This is a genomic window from Streptomyces kryoterrae, assembly GCF_054072135.1.
On record NZ_CM133358.1, the window covers coordinates 7,165,639 to 7,182,686 of the forward strand.

Annotated in this window: 11 protein-coding genes; 4 read left to right on the top strand and 7 right to left on the bottom strand. The window is 73.0% G+C overall.

Features of this window, described 5'->3' with window-relative positions; genetic code table 11:
* Nucleotides 1–369: 369 nt before the first annotated feature.
* Nucleotides 370–1,368, top strand: a complete 999-nt coding sequence (locus tag ACW4TU_RS31880) for an expansin EXLX1 family cellulose-binding protein (RefSeq protein ID WP_457418772.1) — start codon at nucleotides 370–372, stop codon at nucleotides 1,366–1,368.
* A 190-nt stretch (nucleotides 1,369–1,558) separates the two neighbouring features.
* Here the strand turns inward: ACW4TU_RS31880 and ACW4TU_RS31885 are convergent, their stop codons facing one another.
* The 4 genes from ACW4TU_RS31885 to ACW4TU_RS31900 form a co-directional block, all read right to left on the bottom strand.
* On the bottom strand, nucleotides 1,559–2,458 hold the full coding sequence (locus ACW4TU_RS31885) for an LLM class flavin-dependent oxidoreductase (protein WP_457418774.1): 900 nt from the start codon (nucleotides 2,456–2,458) through the stop codon (nucleotides 1,559–1,561).
* A 29-nt stretch (nucleotides 2,459–2,487) separates the two neighbouring features.
* A complete protein-coding gene (locus ACW4TU_RS31890; protein WP_457418776.1) occupies nucleotides 2,488–3,579 on the bottom strand; it encodes a glycoside hydrolase family 5 protein in 1,092 nt (363 codons plus the stop codon).
* A gap of 190 nt (nucleotides 3,580–3,769) precedes the next feature.
* Complete coding sequence (locus ACW4TU_RS31895; protein ID WP_457418778.1) at nucleotides 3,770–5,176, bottom strand: HEXXH motif domain-containing protein; 1,407 nt, start codon at nucleotides 5,174–5,176, stop codon at nucleotides 3,770–3,772.
* Nucleotides 5,173–6,963: an FxsB family cyclophane-forming radical SAM/SPASM peptide maturase gene (locus ACW4TU_RS31900; protein ID WP_457418780.1), complete on the bottom strand. Its 1,791-nt coding sequence runs from the start codon at nucleotides 6,961–6,963 to the stop codon at nucleotides 5,173–5,175. Before ACW4TU_RS31900 ends, ACW4TU_RS31895 begins: the two co-directional genes overlap by 4 nt.
* Nucleotides 6,964–7,276: 313 nt before the next feature.
* On the opposite strand from ACW4TU_RS31900, the gene fxsA reads away from it, so the two are divergent.
* From fxsA to ACW4TU_RS31915, 3 genes are all read left to right on the top strand, one after another.
* Nucleotides 7,277–7,501, top strand: coding sequence for an FxSxx-COOH cyclophane-containing RiPP peptide (fxsA, locus tag ACW4TU_RS31905; RefSeq protein WP_457418782.1), 225 nt, complete (start codon nucleotides 7,277–7,279; stop codon nucleotides 7,499–7,501).
* Nucleotides 7,502–7,636: 135 nt separating this feature from the next.
* The gene (gene fxsT, locus ACW4TU_RS31910; RefSeq protein WP_457418784.1) at nucleotides 7,637–11,317 is read left to right on the top strand and encodes an FxSxx-COOH system tetratricopeptide repeat protein; all 3,681 of its coding nucleotides are present in this window, start codon (nucleotides 7,637–7,639) and stop codon (nucleotides 11,315–11,317) included.
* Between the two features lie 81 nt (nucleotides 11,318–11,398).
* The gene (locus ACW4TU_RS31915) at nucleotides 11,399–12,448 is read left to right on the top strand and encodes a hypothetical protein (protein ID WP_457418786.1); all 1,050 of its coding nucleotides are present in this window, start codon (nucleotides 11,399–11,401) and stop codon (nucleotides 12,446–12,448) included.
* Here the strand turns inward: ACW4TU_RS31915 and ACW4TU_RS31920 are convergent.
* The 3 genes from ACW4TU_RS31920 to ACW4TU_RS31930 all read right to left on the bottom strand — a co-directional run bounded on the left by ACW4TU_RS31920 (nucleotide 12,445) and on the right by ACW4TU_RS31930 (nucleotide 16,829).
* Nucleotides 12,445–14,790, bottom strand: a complete 2,346-nt coding sequence (locus ACW4TU_RS31920) for a hypothetical protein (protein ID WP_457418788.1) — start codon at nucleotides 14,788–14,790, stop codon at nucleotides 12,445–12,447. The two genes, ACW4TU_RS31915 and ACW4TU_RS31920, sit on opposite strands and share 4 nt — an antisense overlap.
* A gap of 153 nt (nucleotides 14,791–14,943) precedes the next feature.
* Nucleotides 14,944–16,026, bottom strand: a complete 1,083-nt coding sequence (locus ACW4TU_RS31925) for an ATP-binding protein (RefSeq protein ID WP_457418790.1) — start codon at nucleotides 16,024–16,026, stop codon at nucleotides 14,944–14,946.
* Nucleotides 16,023–16,829, bottom strand: coding sequence for a hypothetical protein (locus tag ACW4TU_RS31930; protein ID WP_457418792.1), 807 nt, complete (start codon nucleotides 16,827–16,829; stop codon nucleotides 16,023–16,025). Before ACW4TU_RS31930 ends, ACW4TU_RS31925 begins: the two co-directional genes overlap by 4 nt.
* Nucleotides 16,830–17,048 lie beyond the last annotated feature (219 nt).

Below are 17,048 nucleotides of genomic sequence, written 5' to 3' on the forward strand. Positions count from 1 at the left end.
CAAGGGTGGGGACGGTGCCGACTCCGGGGAGCGGCACCGTCCAGGACACGCGCGCGATGAGAGAGGAGTACCAGCAACATTGTTGACAACTCAATGCGTGCGGCTCGGGCCCCGTCCCATTTGGATGGCGTACACCGCATATTGAGGAGAATCCCTGGGCCTGTTGACAGGTGGCTCTCATCGCGGCTTCAGCCGCCGAAACGGACTGCGGCCCGGTCACGTCGGAGCCGGCCGAGGTGAGGGTGGTCACGGGATCCGGGAAAGCGCGGCAACCTTTTCGGCCGCCGTGGAGACTATGGGCCGGAAGCTGCCTCGACTGGAGCCCCGTATCGCGCACACGCACTCCCGGACCAGGTAAGGACCTCTGCCGTGGCGTCCCACTCCCCGCGCCGTTCCCCGCGCCCCTCCCCTCTTCGGCGGCGCGGCGTTCTCGTCGGCGCCACCGTGGCGGCCGTCGCGCTCGTCATATCCCTGGTCATGGCTCTACGGCCCGACCACCAGGCCGACGACGGGTACGGGGCGGCCGTGTCCGCAGCCGGCGCCCGGGTGATCCTCCCGCCCGCGACGCCGGAGCCGACGACGTCCGCCCCGAAGAAGCCCCCGGTCACCCGGTCCCCGACCCCGACGGCCACCCCGGGCGTCCCGGCGGCCGCGAAGGCCAGACCCAGGCCGACGCCCACGCCCTCGGCCGCGAGCGGAGGAGGCGGCGGTGTCGCCGCCGCCCGGCCGGCCTCGGGTGACGCGCCGCTGGCCGGCCGGATCCGGCCCGGCACCACCTACCAGGGGGTCGCCACGTTCTACGGCGCCGGGAACGGCGAGGGCCACGCCTGCTCGTACGGCCCGAGCTCCGACGTCATGACCGCCGCGATGAACACCGCCGACTACGAGACGTCCATGGCGTGCGGGGCGTACATCCTCGTCCGCGCGGCGAGCGGGGCCTCCGTCACCGTCCGGATCACCAACGAGTGCCCGGGGGACTGCGCGCCCGGCCAACTCGACCTCAGCGCCCCGGCCTTCGCCAAGATCGCCGACCCCGTGGCCGGCCGGATCCCGATCACGTGGAGCCTGCTGAGCCCGGCCACGGCCGAGCCGCTCTCGATCCGCTACAAGACCGGGTCCAGCCAGTACTGGTGCGGCATCCAGGTGATCGGTCACCGCAATCCGCTGGCGCGCCTCGAAGTCCGTACCGGCAGCGGCTGGGTCCGGCTGGCGCGCACCGGGTACAACTACTTCCTCTCCGAGCAGGGCAGCGGGTGCGGCGGCTCGATCAGGATCAGCGACATCTACGGGGAGCAGCTGACCCTCGACGGGATCGCGGTACGGCCGGACGTCGTCCAGCCGACCCGCGTCCAGTTCGCCGCCCACTGACCGGCCCTTGACCGTCCCGGGGCGCTGAGGGCCGGTCCGGCGGATCACGCCGCGGGGGCGGGGGACGGGCACGCCCTCGCCCGGAGCGGGACCCCCAGCGGCGTTGTGGTCGGTTGCCCACGCTTCGCGTCGACGCCGCCTCCTCCGCCTTGCGGCTGGGACGCGCCGTGCTCCGCTGGACCCGCGTCGATCAGTCGCCGGTGCCTGTCTGCGACCTGATCCGCCGGACAGCTTCCAGTACGGCCTCGAGCTGGCGCAGCGGTTCGGCGCCGGCGAAACGCAGGGCGACGGTGTCCGCGCCGGCCGCCGACAGTGCGCCGATGTCCTCGGCGGCCTCCTGGGCGCTGCCGGACACGGTGAAGACGTCCTCCTGCGGGCGGCCCAGCCAGCCGCCCTGGCCCTCGGTGAGCGGGTGCAGGGCCCGCGCCACCTCAACGGGGTCGTCGCCCACGCAGCAGAAGGCCAGCACCGTCAGGGTGTGTTCGGGACCGGCGCCGCCCTTCGTGGTCAGCGCCCGGGTGTTCTCCAGGTCGCGCGGGCCGTGGCCCTCGGCGATCAGGGTGCCGTCCGCGACCCGGCCGGACAGCTCCAGCGAGCGGGCTCGCACCACCCCCGCGACCACGGGCGGCGGTTGGGTGGGCGGGTGTACCAACTGGACGCCGTCCAGGCGCACTTCGCGCCCCTCCAGCTCGACCCGCTCCCCGCGCAGCAGGGCGCGTACGGAGGTGATCGTCTCCTCCAGCAGGGCCAGCGGTGAACGGGGCGCGACGCCGACCGACTCCATCCACTCCCGCACGCCGTGCCCGATCCCGGCGACGAGCCGGCCCGGGAACACCCGGGCCAGCGTGGCCAGTTCCATCGCGAGCAGCGCCGGGCTGCGCAACGGAGCCGGGGTGATCCCGATGCCCACCCGCAGCCGCTCCGTCGCGCCCAGTGCCACGGCGGCGGCGGACACACCGCCGTTCCAGCCGAGGTCCTCGACCACCCACAGGTCGTCCACGCCGAGGGCCTCGGCCTGCCGCGCGAACCCGGGCAGCTCTTCCGGGGCCCAGTCGCGGTCGTACATCACACCGATCCGTAGGTTCGTCATGCTCCCGAACCTACGCGGTCGGCAGTGGGTCAGCCCTTGACCGGCTTGCCGCGGCCCCAGCCCCAGGCGAGGCGGTCGGCACCGGACTGGTTGGTGGTGGCCAGCCAGGGGCGGTCGGTGGTGCCCGTCAGGGTCTGGATCGAGTACATGTCGTCGGTGCGCAGGCCGGGCCAGTAGACGGAGCCCATCTTCAGCTCGCGGAAGGTGTCGGTGACGGCCTGCATGAAGTTGATGAAGTTGTTGTCGGGGGTCTTCTTGTTGTAGTCGAGGCCCGTCGTCATGAAGGCCCCGAACTCGTCCGCGACGGTCCGGCCGGCGCAGTCGCCGATACGTACCTTCAGGTCGGCCACCCACTGGTCGTAGGTCGCGTAGTCCTTCCAGAAGCCGTAGTGGTGCAGCGACAGGTACGTGCCCTTCAGGCGCGGGTCGGCGCAGACGGACGTCACGTGGTCGTTGTAGCCGGCGCCGCTGACGAACACCTGGTTGCGGGGAACCGACCTGTACCTCGCGAGCCACTTCGCCGCGATGTCGGCCCACTCGGTGTCGGTGTAGCCGTGCGGCTCGTTCATCGGCTCGAAGTAGACGTGCCTGTCGTTCTTGTAGGTCTTGACGACCCTGTCCCACATGGGCCAGTAGGTGGCCGTGTCGTCGATGAAGCCGTCCTTCTGGGCGCCGGTGCCCTCCCAGTAGGAGACGATCACCTGGAAGCCCTGGTCGGACGCCGCGTCGATGACCGCGCGGTACGACTTCCAGTAGGAGCCGTTGACCGTGTACGGGTTGATCGGCAGCCGCACGGTGTTGGCGCCGAGGTTCACGCGGAACGCCGCGATGATCCGGCTCGCCTTGGAGTAGGTCCGGGCGTAGTTGTCGGAGGTCGACAGGCCGGACAGCTGGAGCAGGTCGTCGGCGAAGTTGTCGCGCGGGTCGGCCCAGTTGACGCCCTTGAACCGGGTCGTGTCCTTGCCCGGCGCGCCGGCGGCGAGGGCGGAGGCGGAGGCAGGGGTGGAGGCGGAGGCGGGGCTCGCGGCGACGGCCGTACCGCTGGTCGCGGCGATCGCGAGCGCCAGGAGGGCCGCACGCAGGCGGGGGGAGAGGCGGGTGCCGCCGAGGATGTTGCCCATCAACTTGCCCTTTCGCATGCCGGTCGAAGGACCGAGGGGGGCGATGTTTACGTAAACATCGTGGCGCCGGAATCGTGGCACCCGGCACGGAGATCGTCAAGGTTTCCGGCACGTAACACGTCCGCCGGGCGGAACGGGTGTCGACAGGTCGAACGCGATGAAGTCCGGTACAGGCGTGGGTGCGGCGCCGTCACGCCGACAGCCTGCGGGCCGCGTCTCCGTTCCGGTCCTGCCAGTCGGTGCGGTGGGCACGGGCCGCCGATTCGGCGTGGCGCAGGGCCGGCGTCGGCACCGGCAGGCGGCACAGGGTGTCCAGGGTGGTCAGCATGTGCGCGGCGAAGCGGTGGCCGAGGGGAGTGAGGCGGCCGGAGGACAAGGTGACGGTGGTCGCCTCGTGGGCGGCCAGGCGCCAGCGGGCGAACTGGGCGTGCGCGGTGGCGCGCAGCGCCGGGTCGGGTTCCGTCTCCCGGCGGCGCTCCCAGAAGCGGGCGACGCCCAGATGCGCGTACGCACCGTGGAACAGGCCGGGGAGGGGGCGCGGGTCGGGGCGCCAGGGGGCGTAGAAGCGTTCGGGGCCGCCCGGTTCGAACAGGTCGAAGAGGTGGAGCAGCGCCGCCAGTTTGTTGTGCTGTGTCTCGTGCGTGAGCGTCACCGCGAGGCTCGTCGCCGAGGTCGGCGGGGACAGCGCCATGCAGCCGAACGTCTCCGCGCTGCTGCCGCTTCTGTTGCCGTGGCCGGGGCGGGTCAGCGGTACCAACAGGTTTGGTCCGGCGGCCAGTTCGGCGTACGTCTCGGGATGGTCGGCACGCAGGAGCCGGCCGGCGCCCCGGGCCGGAGCGGCCCAGCGGCGTGCCTCTGTGGCGGAGAGACCGTCCGGGTGGCGCGCCGAGTGGGGGAAGCAGGGTGGGTCGAGGGTGTCCAGCAGCAGCGGGGCGCCGCCGTCGAGAGTGAGGAGCAGATGCGCGCCGGACCAGCGGCCGGTGGTGCCGCGGAAGCCGTCGGCGCGGGCGGGTCCGTGCGGCGGGCCGCCCAACGGGCCGTCGGTGTAAGGGAGTCCGGGCACCGCGACCGTGTCGCCTGTCGCCGTCGCCGTGACGCGGCAGCGACCCGCCCCGTCGATATGCACCTCGGAGCGGTCGCCGGGGCGGGCACCGGGGAAGCGGGCGCGGCCCAGCGACGGCAGGGCGGCCCAGGGGCCGGTGAGCGGCAGCCCGGCTCGGGTCGGCAGCCCCGCACGGGCCGCCGCCGACACGGCCAGGGCCGTGAACCAGTGCACGGGCGGCGGGAGTTGGCCGTCCGGGTGACGCAGCTGGGCCAGCAGCCCGAACAGGGCGGGGCCCGCCGACGGGTGGGTCAGTACGGCCGTCGCCGCCTCGGGGGAGATGCGCGTGGCGTCGGTGAACAGACCCCAGGCGTGTTCGGCCGCCTCGGAGACAGCGCCCCCGGCCTCCCGAGCCGCCACGGTCACGGCGTAGGCACAGGCCAGCCGCCTGCTGTGCTCGGCACGCCCCAACAGCCGCAGAGCCGCCGCCCCACCGCCACCCGAGGCGACAGCGTCGAACAGCGCCCCCGGCATCCGGTACGGCGTCGGGCTCATGCGGGCCGCGCGGACATCGACATGCGGTCGGGGGCCGGGCCGGTTACACGGTCGGGCGGCGGGCTGGTCAGGCCACCGGGCGTTGAGCCGTTCACGTGGTCGGGGGTCGAGCCGGACGCGTGGTCGGGGGTCGGGGCGGTCACGTGGTCGGGGGTCGAGCCGGACGCGTCGTCGGCCGTCGGGCTGGTTATGCGGTCGGGTGTCGGGTCTGAGGCGTGGTCGGGGGTCGAGCCGGTGACACGGTCGGGCGGCGGGCTGGTCACGCCGCCGGGCGTCGAGCCGGTCACGTGGATGGGCTTCGGGCCGGACGCGCCGTCGGGCGTCGGGCTGGTCAAGGCGTCGGGGGTCGGGGCGGTCACGTGGATGGACTTCGGGCCGGACGCGTCGTCGGGCGGCGAGCCGCTCACGCCGCCGGGGGTCGGGCCGGTTACGTGGATGGATGTCGGGCCGGTCATGCCGCCCGGCGGCGGACCGGAGGGGGCGCCGGGTGAGGGGCTGGTTGTGGTGTTGGGCAGGGGCCGCTCTTCCTTCGCTCCCGTGTCCGACTCCACCCGCGTCCGCGTCCGCGCCTGTTCCCCTGTCCGCAGGTCCGCGTTCACGCGGTCGCGGACGCGGTTGATCAGTTCGGTCAGGTCGGCGCAGTACACGCTCGGATTGGCGAAGCCGGTGGCGTGGTCGTAGCGGGTCGCGTAGTGGCCGCCTCCGCAGACCCGGTGCAGGGGGCAGGCGCGGCAGGGGGCGGACAGGGCGGCGGTGCCCCACTGGCGGGCCGCGATGCCGGGGTGGAGCAGCAGGGTGTCGAAGGAGTGGTGGCGGACGTCGAGGCCGGTGCGGGCGGCGCCGTCGTACGCGGTGCGCAGCGTGTCGTCCTGGGTGAGGGAGCCGTCCGTGTCGACCACGGCGTACCGCACCGGGGACAGACCGAGTGCCTCGGTGCGCGGGGTGGCGCCGAGCAGCAGGGCGAGCAGGTTGTCGAGGAACCGGACCGAGGTCTCCTTGGTCCGGGCGCCGTACCAGCGCTCGAAGACCGCCCACAGCCAGTCCGCGTAAGGGGTACGCCTGCCGCGCGGGTCGAGACCGGGCGGTGGGGTCTGCCAGTTGCCCAGCGGGAGAAGGAAGTCGACGGCCGGCGGACTGTAAGCCAGCAGGGCCTCGTAGGTGCGTACCGGGTCGTTGCGCAGGTCGATCGTGCAGAGCAGCGCGCCGAACAGACGGCGGTGGCGCTCGCTAGCCAGGCGGCGCAGGGAGGCCTCGACCCGGGCGTGGCTGCCGCGGCCGTCCGCGCCCCGCCGGTGCCGGTCGTGGGCGGCCCGGCCGCCGTCGGTGCTCACCCCGACCGTCACCCCCAACTCGCCCAGCAGGTCGAGGCGTTGCTCGGTGAGGCGAAGACCGTTGGTCTGCAGGGTCAGGTGCAGGCGTACCCCGTCGCCGACCGCCCCGCGCAGGGTGCGGACCGTCCGCGCGAGCGCCTCGTCGCCGATCAGCAGCGGCTCGCCGCCGTGCAGGACCACGCCCGCCTCGGTCACCCCGTGCGCGGACAGGTGCTCAGCGATCCGCTCGGCGGTGCGGGCGAGGGTCGCCGGTGTCATCGTGCGCGGCTGGGTGCGCCAACTCCGGTCGTGCGAGCGGTACATGTAGCAGTAGTCGCAGGCCAGGTCGCAGCGGCTGTGCACCTTGAGGACGAAGGAGTCGAGCGGATACGGCTGCCAGCCCGCCGCCCGGCGCGCCGCCACGTCGGCGGCCCTCGGCCAGGGCGGTTCGGCGCGGCCCAGTGGCGGTCGACTCATCCGCTTCCCCCCGAAGGCGTACGCCGCGGACCCGGGGCCTGGCCTGTCCGGTGCCTGTCCTGCCGCCCGTCCAGTGCCCGTCCGGTGCCTGTCCTGTGCCCAACCGGGCGTTGCCGGCGGCGCACTTGTCCGACGTGCGACCAGTATTCGGGCGGGTCAACTTCAGCGTCAACATCATGAATGAGCCAACGAAGGTCGACTGCACGGAAGTTGAGCAACGCTCACCGCCTCCGGCTTCTGCCGTAAGGGCAGTTGGCGGCGCTACGCTGGACAGTCTTCCTGAGATCCTCCGACACCCCATGGAGTGACCTGCATGGCAGTCGCCGACGGCACCGCTCCCACCGGGGCGTGTACAGGAGCGGGAGCGGGCGAAGGCCCGGGCCCCGAGGTCGAGTCGGTCGTTCTCGACCTCGTCGCCCTGTCGCCCGAGGACATCGGGGCCCTGCCCGACTCGGTGCTCGGCGCGCTGCTGCGTCAGGTGTACGGCAGCTGCGCCGAGGGCAGTCCCTTCGTCACCGGGCACAGCGAGAGCGCATGAGACACGGGGTACGCGGGAGCGGTCCGGACACCGTCCGCCAGGTGCGCGGCGGCCTATACTGGCGCTCCTCGTCCGCCCTTTTTGTCCCCCTTGTTCACTGCCGCGCCGAGCGGAGACGTGCCGAGCGGAGAAGCCATGCCAGACGCCAACCCCCCTGACAGGCCAGGGCCGTTCGCGGTCTTCCTCGCCACCTCCGAGAACCTCGGCCTGAGCACGACCCTGCGCAACGTCGCCGACATCCTCGCCGACACCAACCGCAGCGTCCTCCTCGTCGACGGCCGCTCCGGCGAACCCGGCGCGAGCGCGCCCCCGCCCCGCCCCGAACCCGGCCGTGTGCACACCGCGACCGCCCCCGGCGGCCCCGCCCTCGCCGCCCTCGCCGAGGACCCCGTCGCCGCCGCGTACGACCATCTCCTCGTCGAGGCTCCCGTACCGGACTCCTCCGAGGAGACGGAACCGGTGCGCTCCGCCGCGTACGCCGACACGCTCGTCGTCTGTTTCGCGATGACCGCCTGGTCCATCGACGGGGCCGCCGCCCTCGCCGAGGACCTGATGGTTCGGCGGGGCGAGGAGCCCGTACGGCTGCTTGCCCTCGGCCTCAAGAGCGACACCGGCGTGCACGACCGCCTGCGTGACGCCCGCGAACGGGTGCGCAGGAAGTTCGCCCCGGTCGCCGCCGCGCTCGGCAGGACCGACGTCCCCTTCCTCGAGATCCCGTACAACCCCCTCTACCAGGACAGCCTCAGCCTCGCCGTCGAGGCGGAGGACGCCGGCACGATCAGCGGACTGCGCCCCTACTACGAGCAGCTCGCCGACTGGCTGCGCGCCCGCCGCGTCGCCCGCCTCACCGACGTCACCGTCGTCCACTCGGCCCGGCACGCCCTGTGGGCCGCGTGGCTGCGCGACCGGCTCGCCCTCAAGGGAGTGCGTACGGAGCTGCGCCGCGCCGACACCTACGCCGGTGAACGCCCCGGCTCCGGTGCCGCGTTGCTCTTCCTGTCGCCGGACGACGCCGACGACACCCTGCTCGAACAGATCGGCGCCCTGTCCCACACCGACGTCCGCATCCTGCTCGTCGACGAGCCGTTCCCGCACACCGAGGCCGCCCACCACGAACGGATCGACCTGCGCGACACCACGGAGGACCAGGCGCTGCGGCTGCTGTACACCGGTCTCGGCCTCAGCGCGCCCGAACCCGGCGACAGCGGCCTCGGGGCCGGGTTCCCGCGGCTGCCGGAGACCACCAACGTGGGGGCGCGCAACAACGCCTTCGTGGACCGCGCCGGACTGCTCGGCACAATCCACGAGGAACTGCGCGACGCCGCCCGCGACGGCGCCTGCCTGGTGCTGCACGGCCCCAGCGGCTGGGGCAAGAGCGACACCGCGCACGAACTGTGCCACCGCGTCGGGGCCTCGTACGACGTGGTGTGGTGGGTGCGCGCCTGGGAGCGCACCCGTGTCGAGCGCGGCCTCGGCCGGCTCGCCGGGCGCCTCGGCGCACCCGAGGACCGGGTCGGCACCGACGGGGACGGCATCTCCCGGCTGCTGTCCCGGCTCTCCCGCACCGACGCCGAGGCGGAGAGCTGGCTCATCGTCTACGACGGTGTCACCGACCCCGCCGAACTGCACGGCCTGCTGCCCGTACCGCACGAGCGCGGGCACGTCCTCGTCACCAGCCGGACCGCACCGGCCGAGAGCGACCAGGCCGAGGACGTACGGCCGCCGCGTCTGCGGCCCCTCGCCATCGGCCCGATGGAAGCCGAGGAGAGCCGCTCGCTGCTCGCCGAGAAGGTGCCGGAGATCAGCGAGCGGCAGGCCCGGCAGATCGGCAGCGTCGTCGACTCCGTCCCGCAGGCCCTGCACCTCGCCGCCCACTGCCTCGCCGAACGGACCGCCGCGCACCGCCGCGACGACCACATGAACCAGGACGCCGCCGTCCGCGCCGCCGTCGGAGACCTCCTCGCCGAGTACCGTGCCGCGAAGACCGAACTGCTGCGCACCGCCGACGCCGTGTCGCCCGTGGCAGTGATGGTGCAGGTCGCCCGGCGTGTCGTACAGGCCACCCCCGGCGCCGTCGCCTGGCGGGCCGAGAGCCCCGAACACGACGCCGTGGGCTGGCTGCTGGGCGCCGCCTCCCTGCTCACCGGGCGTGGCATGGGCCTGGAACTGCTGCGCTCGCGCCGCATCCTGTCCGAACTCGCCCGCGACGACGAGTCCTCGTCGCCCGCACCCGCCGGCACCGAGGTCCTGCTGCCCGACGAGCACATGGTGAGCGTCGCCCTGTGGGCCCTGGCCCAAGTGGGCCTCCTGGACGTCGACTTCGACCGCACCCAGCAGCCGCTCGTCCAGCACCACGGGCTGCGCGACCTGATCCGCGCCGGCATGGACCCGGCCGAGCGCGCGCACATCGAGTCCGTACTGCGCAGCGTCCTGTCCGAACACGCCCCGCAGGGCCCCGACCTGCCCGCCGACTGGGCCCGCGAGGTGTTCTCGCTGCGCCTGTGGGAGGACCCCCGGCCGCGGGTGCGCCGCTCGCTGCTGCGCCACCTCAACGCGCTCAGCCAGCGCGCCGAGGCCGCCGACCTCGACCGCCTCCTCGACATCGCCGGGCGGGCCCTCGAGGAGTGGGGAGCCGATGGCGGCAACGACGGCGACGACGTTGACGAACAGTCACCCGAGTACCTGCGCCTGCTCAACTTCGTCGCCCGCGCCCACCGGCTGCGCGGCGACTACGACCTCTCCCGCCGGATCGCCCAGGACGCCCTGCGCGGCCACCGCCGACTCCTCGGCATCACCCACCCGCGCACCCTGCTCTCCGCCGACTCCTACGCCGCCACCCTGCGCGCGCTGGGCCGCTTCGACGACGCCCTGCTGCAACAGCGGCCCGTCGTGGAAGGGCTCACCCTGCTGCTCGGCTGGAAGCATCCGGCCACCAGACAGGTGGAGCACAACCTCGCCCTCACCGAGGCCCTGACCGGCCGGGTCGCGCGCGCCCTGACCACGCTCCAGGACCGGTTCCGCCACCGGCAGGCGGTCGGAGGCAAGGACGATCCGGCGGCCTGGGGCACCGCCGGACTGCTCGCCTACCTGTACCGCTCCGCCGGACGCGACGGCGAGGCCCGCGACCTGCTGCGCCAGAAGCTGCGCCGGCACGGCGACACCTGGGACCTCGTCCGGCTGCGTACCGAGGTCGGCCTCGCGGTCAGCGAACGCCGGCTCGCCGACGGTTTCCCCGCCCTCAAGGACCCCCTCTACGGCTACGAACTCGCCCACGAACGCGACCTGCGCGCCCTCGGCCTCTACGTCGACCGGTTCGGCCCCGACCGCTACGACACCGTGCGCTGCCGGTTCAGCTACGCCGCCGACCTGCACGCCCTCGGCAAGGCCGACGAGGCCGAACAGCACGCCCGGCAGTGCGTGGACGCCCTCGCCCAATGGTTCGGACCGGGGCACCCCTACACGGGCCTCGCCCAGGTGCGCCACGGCGTCTATCTGCGGGCCACCGGCGAGCTGCGGCTCGCCGAGGAGATCGGCAGGCTCACGCTCAGTCTCCTCACCCACAAGTTGGGCGGGGCCCACCCCTGGGTCGCGTTCGCGGAGAACTCCCTTGCCGCCACGCTCGCTTCGGCGGGCCGCGACGAGGAGGCCGTCGAACTCGCCCGCACCGCCCTGGCCCGCCTCGGTGACCTGGGCATCGCCCACCGCCCGGGCGGGCGCCGGGTCGGCGCCCACCTGGAACGCCTCACCGGCGTCGACCCCACCCGCCCCGTCCCGCCCTCGGGCTACGACATCGACCTGGAGTTGCCCGGAGTGTGACCCGCCCGTACGGCAGCCCCTCGGAGACCGACCGGCAAGGCGCCGCTCAGCAACGCACCGACCAGCGAAAGGCGAGCACCCGTGGCAGCCCCCGTACCGCACCGGAGCACCACGCTGAAGGAGTCCCACTGGACTTCCAAGCGCCACGGCCTGATCACCGCGCTGTGCGAGGAGACCCTCGGACGGACACCCGCGATCCGCTCCCTGGCCCACTACAGCAACGGCATCCTCGACTTCGCCGTCCTGAGAGCGGACCGAGCCCCGCTGTCCAGCCTGGTCGCCGAGATCGGCGACGACGCGCAGAACGAGTCGCTGCCCGGCTCCAGGCTGCTGCTGTGCACCCAGGACCTCGGCGCCGTCCTGCGCCCGCTGAAGACCGGCGAGCTGATGCGCACGGTCCTCGCGGGCACCCGCGCCGGCCTGTGGGGCGGCCGGGCCCGCCCCGACGAGTTCCTGGCGGCGGTGACGGACGTACCCGACGGCGTGTCCGGCATGGACGAGGCGATGAACCGGCTCGTCACCCGTATCCGCACCGAAGTGCACGGGCTGCCCGACGAGTTGCTCGGCGGCGACGTGCGGGCGACGGCCCATCTCCAGAGCGGGGAGTCGCCCACGGGCCCACACGTCGACTTCGGGACGGCCGCCGCCCCGGACACCGTGTACGAGCAGCGGCTGCGCGATCTGTGGCGCACCCATGTGAACACCACGGACCTGCAGTACGCGGGCTACTACCAGGACTGGACCCTGGTCTGTGTCGGTGACGTCTTCGACAGCCAGGAACTCGGCCCGCGCTTCATGGACGTCAGCGTGCGCACCCGGCGGACGGCCTACCGCGACCTCTCGCGCAGCCTGCGCGGCCATCTGATCCGGCTCAGGGACGCGCTCGACCTGATCGCCCCGCCCCCCGGCAACGGCGCCTCCGTCGAGCGGCTGGTCCTCGACGTCCAGGAGGGGGCGGTGTACGTCCACTGGACCTCGCCGCGCGCCTTCCTCCTCGGCGTAACCCTCGACCAGCGCCAGGTCGCCAACGCGGAACAGCGGCTCGCGGCCCTGGCCCGGACCACGGGCGGCGTGCCCGTACCGCCACCGCACCGAACACCCCTGCGGCAGAGGGGAGTCGGCGGTCCCTAGGGCACCGCCGGGGTACTCAGGGTGCCCCACACCTCCTCCGCGAGGATCTCCACCGTGCGGGCCGGTGTGAGGGGATGCCGATGCTCCGCGCTGCGCAGCAGATGTACCGGCAGCACCTCGACCGCGCTCTCGTACTCCCGGCAGATCCGGCGCAGTTCGCCGAGCTGGACCTCGGTCGGCGTACCCGGCGTCGCCGCCCGTGCCCAGGTCGCGACAGCGCCCCGGAAGTCCTCCGTCAGGGCCCGCACCAGCGTCGCGCAGCCCAGCACGCTCAGATCCGCCGAGGTCGCCGCCGCCCGCAGGTTCACGCTCCGGCCGGCCACCCGCCGGGTCACCGACTCCAGCATCGCCAGCGCGTCCCGGAACCGGCGCCACACCGGGCCCGGCAGCTCCTCGGCCGGCTCCTCGTCGGCGCTCGCGTGAACGGACCCCGCCGCCGGTCCGGGCGCCCCTGTCGCGCCCGGACGCACCTCCAGCGTCATCGCGGCCAGGTTGCGGCGCATCTCGTCGAGATGGGCCGTCTGCTGCTCCAGGTTCCGGCGCATCCGCTCGCCCAGCTCGGCGAGGTCCTCCTCCCGGCCCTCCTCCACGAGCCGCCGCTCCAGCTGCAGCAGCGCCTCGTGCACGCTCTTCGGGAACACACCCTGCCGGTACACCAGCGGGCGGGAGCCGATCGATCGCCCGAGCCGGTCCTGCATCGCGTGCGACACCAGCCCGTTGACCACCAACAGTGCCTCGAACCGCCCCGGGCGCACCGCGCTGCGCAGCCCGTTCACCTGGGTGACGATCCGTTCGACATCGTCGGCGAGGAGCAGGGAACGGGCGTAGACCACCGCGATGTAGGCGTTCGGCGCCGGCGACAGCCAGTACAGGACCTCCTCCCGGCCGCCCGCCGAGCGCGTCAGCCTCGGCGGCACCGGATCACGGGAGGCTATCCGCCACTGGCCCAGGTCGAGGGCGTCGTGCACATCGCCCAGGACCCGCTGGTACGACACCCGCTCGTGCAGCGCCCGTACCGCCTTCAGGACCGTCACGCCCGGCACCCGGCGGACCAGGCCCGTGGTGTCCTCACTGAGCTGCCATGCCTCCCGGCACGTCTTGAGCACCTCGCGCGGCACCCCCTCGGTCAACTCGTGGAGCAGCCGCAGCGCTTCGTCGTCGAAGGGCCCGGTGGGAGGCGGTGCGGGGGCGGGCTCGGACGGCCCTTCGCCGTCGGCGTCCACCTCACCCGTGTCCCTCACCGCCTCGTTCGTCTCCTCGCCCGAGGCCAGATAGCGGGCCACCAGCTGCCCGGTGCGGTCCGGGTCGAGCCCCGTCGGCCACAACTGCACCACCCGCTCGTGCACACTCTGGCGCAGCGCCCGCAGCCCGTCGGGCGAGGAGCAGAACACCAGCAGACCGCCGTGGCTCGTATAGATGTTGATGAGGCGTTCGAAGGCGTCCATGAACGCGCGCCGGGTGTCGTCCGGCCAGTCGAGCACCTTCTCCAGCGAGTCGAGGAGCAGGACGTACGGCTGTCCGACCCGGCCGTGCAGAAAGCCCTGCACGGTCAGCGCGTCGAAGACGCGGTCGATGCCGGCCGCGCGGTCGGGGCGCCCGTCCGACGGGCCGATCGCCTCGGTGATGCCGCGCTCGCGCAGCGGCTCGGCGGGCTCGGCGCCGTTCAGCCAGTTCCACACCATCTGGTTGAACGGCGGCTCCAGCAGCAGCGCGAGCGCGGTGGAGAACCTGCGGTGCTCGGTGACCTCGCCCAGGGTGCCGCGCAGATCGGCGTGGATCACCTCGGGGTCGTAGCGCAGCGCCGACACGACCTTGTCCGGGTCGAGGACCCGGTCGCGCAGTCCGGTCGCGATCTCCCGCAGGGTGCCGCGGCGCGGATCGTCGTCGGCCGCGCCGACCCAGCCGGCCGTGACATAGGCGTAGTAGTCCCGCACCAGCTCCTCGAAGGCGCGTTTGCCCTGCTCGGAGTCGCCGGGTCCGCGCAGCCGGTCGCGGTAGAGCCGCCCCATGTCCTGCGCCGGCTCGTCCACTATCCACGTCGCCGTCTCGGCGTGCCGCGTCCGGATCGTCTGGTAGGTCCGGCGCAGGGCGTGGCTCTTGCCGAGGCCGAACTCGCCCACCAGGGCGATCGCCCGGCCGCGCCGGCCACCGGCGGCGGGCGGCGCGAAGTAGTCGTCGACGAGCCCCTCGACGTCCTCGATCAGCGGGGTGTCGATGTGGGCGTTGCCCGAGTCGGCCGCCCTGACCCGCGCGTCTCCCAGGTCGGACGAGGGTCCGAGGCGCACGACAGGGCTCAGCGGGAAGGGGTTCTGGTGCCAGGTGTGTCCACTGGTCGGTGTCACGATGGCACTCCTCGTCTGTCCGGTGTCGGCCTTGGGAGCGGCGGGCGGGTACATCTGTACGGGAGTTCGGTTCCTGTGTGCGGACACCTGTTCACGGATTCCTGTTCATGGATCCTGTGTACGGGTGGAACGGGCGGGTCGGGAGCCCTGCGGTCAGGCGGGTCTGCGGGGGGCGCGGCCCAGGGCGGCCGGGTCGATGGCGGGCGGGGTGAGATGGGCGGCGGTCACATGCACCGCTTCACCCCTTTCTCTCTGCTGTTTGGCGATGGCGAAACACTCCCGGCGCAGATGCCGTACGTCGGCGAGGCTCCACGGATCCTGACCGGGAACCTGGCCCGGCCCGTGGCCCGACCCGTGGCCCTGAGTCGGAATGGCGGGCAGCGACGGCGGTGTGCTCTCGGGGTCGGGATGGCCGCCGCGAGCGGTCTCGGTGAACTTCACGGTGTCCTCCGTGGCGAGCGATCCGAGCGAGAGATGGGTGACCGGCATGTTCGAGGGCAGCCCGGCGATCACCTCGCCCGCCGTGTCGCGGTTCTGGTGACTGATCTCGACGAACAGTACGATCCGGCTCTCCGCGTGGCTCAGCCACGTCTTGAGGAAGTTCGTCCGCACCTCGCCCCCGGCGTCCCGCCAGTCGATGTGCGGGACGATGGCGAACAGCAGACTCTCCTGCCGGGCGAGCAGCTTGCTGATGGCGCTGAACGCCCTCTGGACGTCGTCCCCCGTGAGCGCGGGGTCGAGTGGCTCCCCCGGGAACTCCCTCTCCAGCTTCTTGACGATCCTGTCGCGGATGAAGGTGTTGATCAGCGGAGTCTCGGCGAAGTGGCCCTTGGGGTCCCAGCTGACCTTGTCGCCGAGGTTCTGGTAGCCCCCGGCCATCGCCACCACCGGACGCGCCAGGCCCTGGACGTACCCGTGCGCCCAGTGCACGCACCGGTGGATGAGGGTCGTCTTGCCCATGCCCACCGGCCCGGTCACCACCACCAGATGCCCGCGGCCCTCCTCCTCCACGAGCAGCCCGGGCAGCTCCTCCTGGAAACACTCCACGAACCGGCCCAGTTGCTGTCCGGCGTGATCGACGTCCACCCACTGGTGGACATGGCTCTGCTCCTTCCACGGCACCAGCGGATGGTCGGCCTTCGGCCGGACATGCGTCGCAGGCAGCCGGTCCCGGCTCTCCGGCACGTACACACCGAAGGGGTTCGCGTTCTCCGTCTCGTCGAGCGGCCCGATCATTCGGCGGCCCCCGCTGCTCCGGCGCGCCCGGGGCGGGTTCGTAGTGTGCGCCAACTCCAGTACAGGGAACCGCGGTTGAGTTCGGGTAAGGCGCGCAGGCAGCGTTCCACGGAGATGTGCTGCTCGGCCGCGTCCAGGGTGCGGGTCGGCGTGTCGATCAGATAGCCGCCGTCGACCCGTGGCAGCGGCCGGGCCAGCGGCAGCCCGTCGGCGAGTTGCTCCGCCGCCGCTCGCCGGGCCGATGGGCCGGTCACCCGGGAGAGGGTGACGGCCAGTGCGTACCGTGCGGCACGCACCGGTGAGTGGTCCTCGGGGTGCTCCTGGTCGTGCCCGGCGAGATACTCCTGTACGGCCACCCGGTACGCGGTCTCCGTCGTCCTCAACTCCTGTCGCAGCGAACGGCGTTGGGACGACACACGCTCGTAGGACTGGCCCGCCAGGGGGAGTAGGGCACCCAGCAGAAGCAGGGGGACCTGCTTCACCAGGGTCATGAGCCAGCCGTCGTCGTCCGCGCCCCTGGCCTGCGCGGACGTCGCCGGGGAGTCCGACTCGGCGGCCATGAGCGCGGCGCAGGCCCGCCCGAAGTCCTCGTCGTGGTCCTTGGCCCACCGCTCCGGCGAAACCTCGGCGTCGGCCTTCTGCAGCCCCAGCCTGACGGCCGCCGTGAGCAGGTCGGTGCGGTGGACGGGGTCGAGGCAGTACACCAACTGGGCATCCCGCTCGGGGGAGTCGGCGCCCCCGGCGGATGCGGCGAAGGCCGGCGCGGCACCGGCGGCCAGCAGCAGGAGAGCCGCGCCGGTCACCGCGTGCCGGGCGCGAGGCCGACGGCCCGGGGGAGCGGTACTCCGAGTGTTCCTGACGCTCCGGGTCAACGGCCTGGTGCCGTCGCAGGGCACCCCTCGCACACCTGATCTCCTCGCCTGCCTCATCAGCGTCTCCCCCGTCCGGTGCCGGCACTTCACACGCCTGGTAGGTCTCGTACGGTCCAGGTCTCGTACGTCTTGCATTCCCCGCGGTCGCCG

Excerpts from the sequence above, each read along its gene's own strand:
- ACW4TU_RS31885 (WP_457418774.1), bottom strand. The coding sequence starts at position 2,458 with ATGACGAACCTACGGATCGGTGTGATGTACGACCGCGACTGGGCCCCG.
- ACW4TU_RS31890 (WP_457418776.1), bottom strand. The coding sequence starts at position 3,579 with ATGGGCAACATCCTCGGCGGCACCCGCCTCTCCCCCCGCCTGCGTGCG.
- ACW4TU_RS31895 (WP_457418778.1), bottom strand. The coding sequence starts at position 5,176 with ATGAGCCCGACGCCGTACCGGATGCCGGGGGCGCTGTTCGACGCTGTC.
- ACW4TU_RS31900 (WP_457418780.1), bottom strand. The coding sequence starts at position 6,963 with ATGAGTCGACCGCCACTGGGCCGCGCCGAACCGCCCTGGCCGAGGGCC.
- fxsA (WP_457418782.1), top strand. The coding sequence starts at position 7,277 with ATGGCAGTCGCCGACGGCACCGCTCCCACCGGGGCGTGTACAGGAGCG.
- fxsT (WP_457418784.1), top strand. The coding sequence starts at position 7,637 with ATGCCAGACGCCAACCCCCCTGACAGGCCAGGGCCGTTCGCGGTCTTC.
- ACW4TU_RS31925 (WP_457418790.1), bottom strand. The coding sequence starts at position 16,026 with ATGATCGGGCCGCTCGACGAGACGGAGAACGCGAACCCCTTCGGTGTG.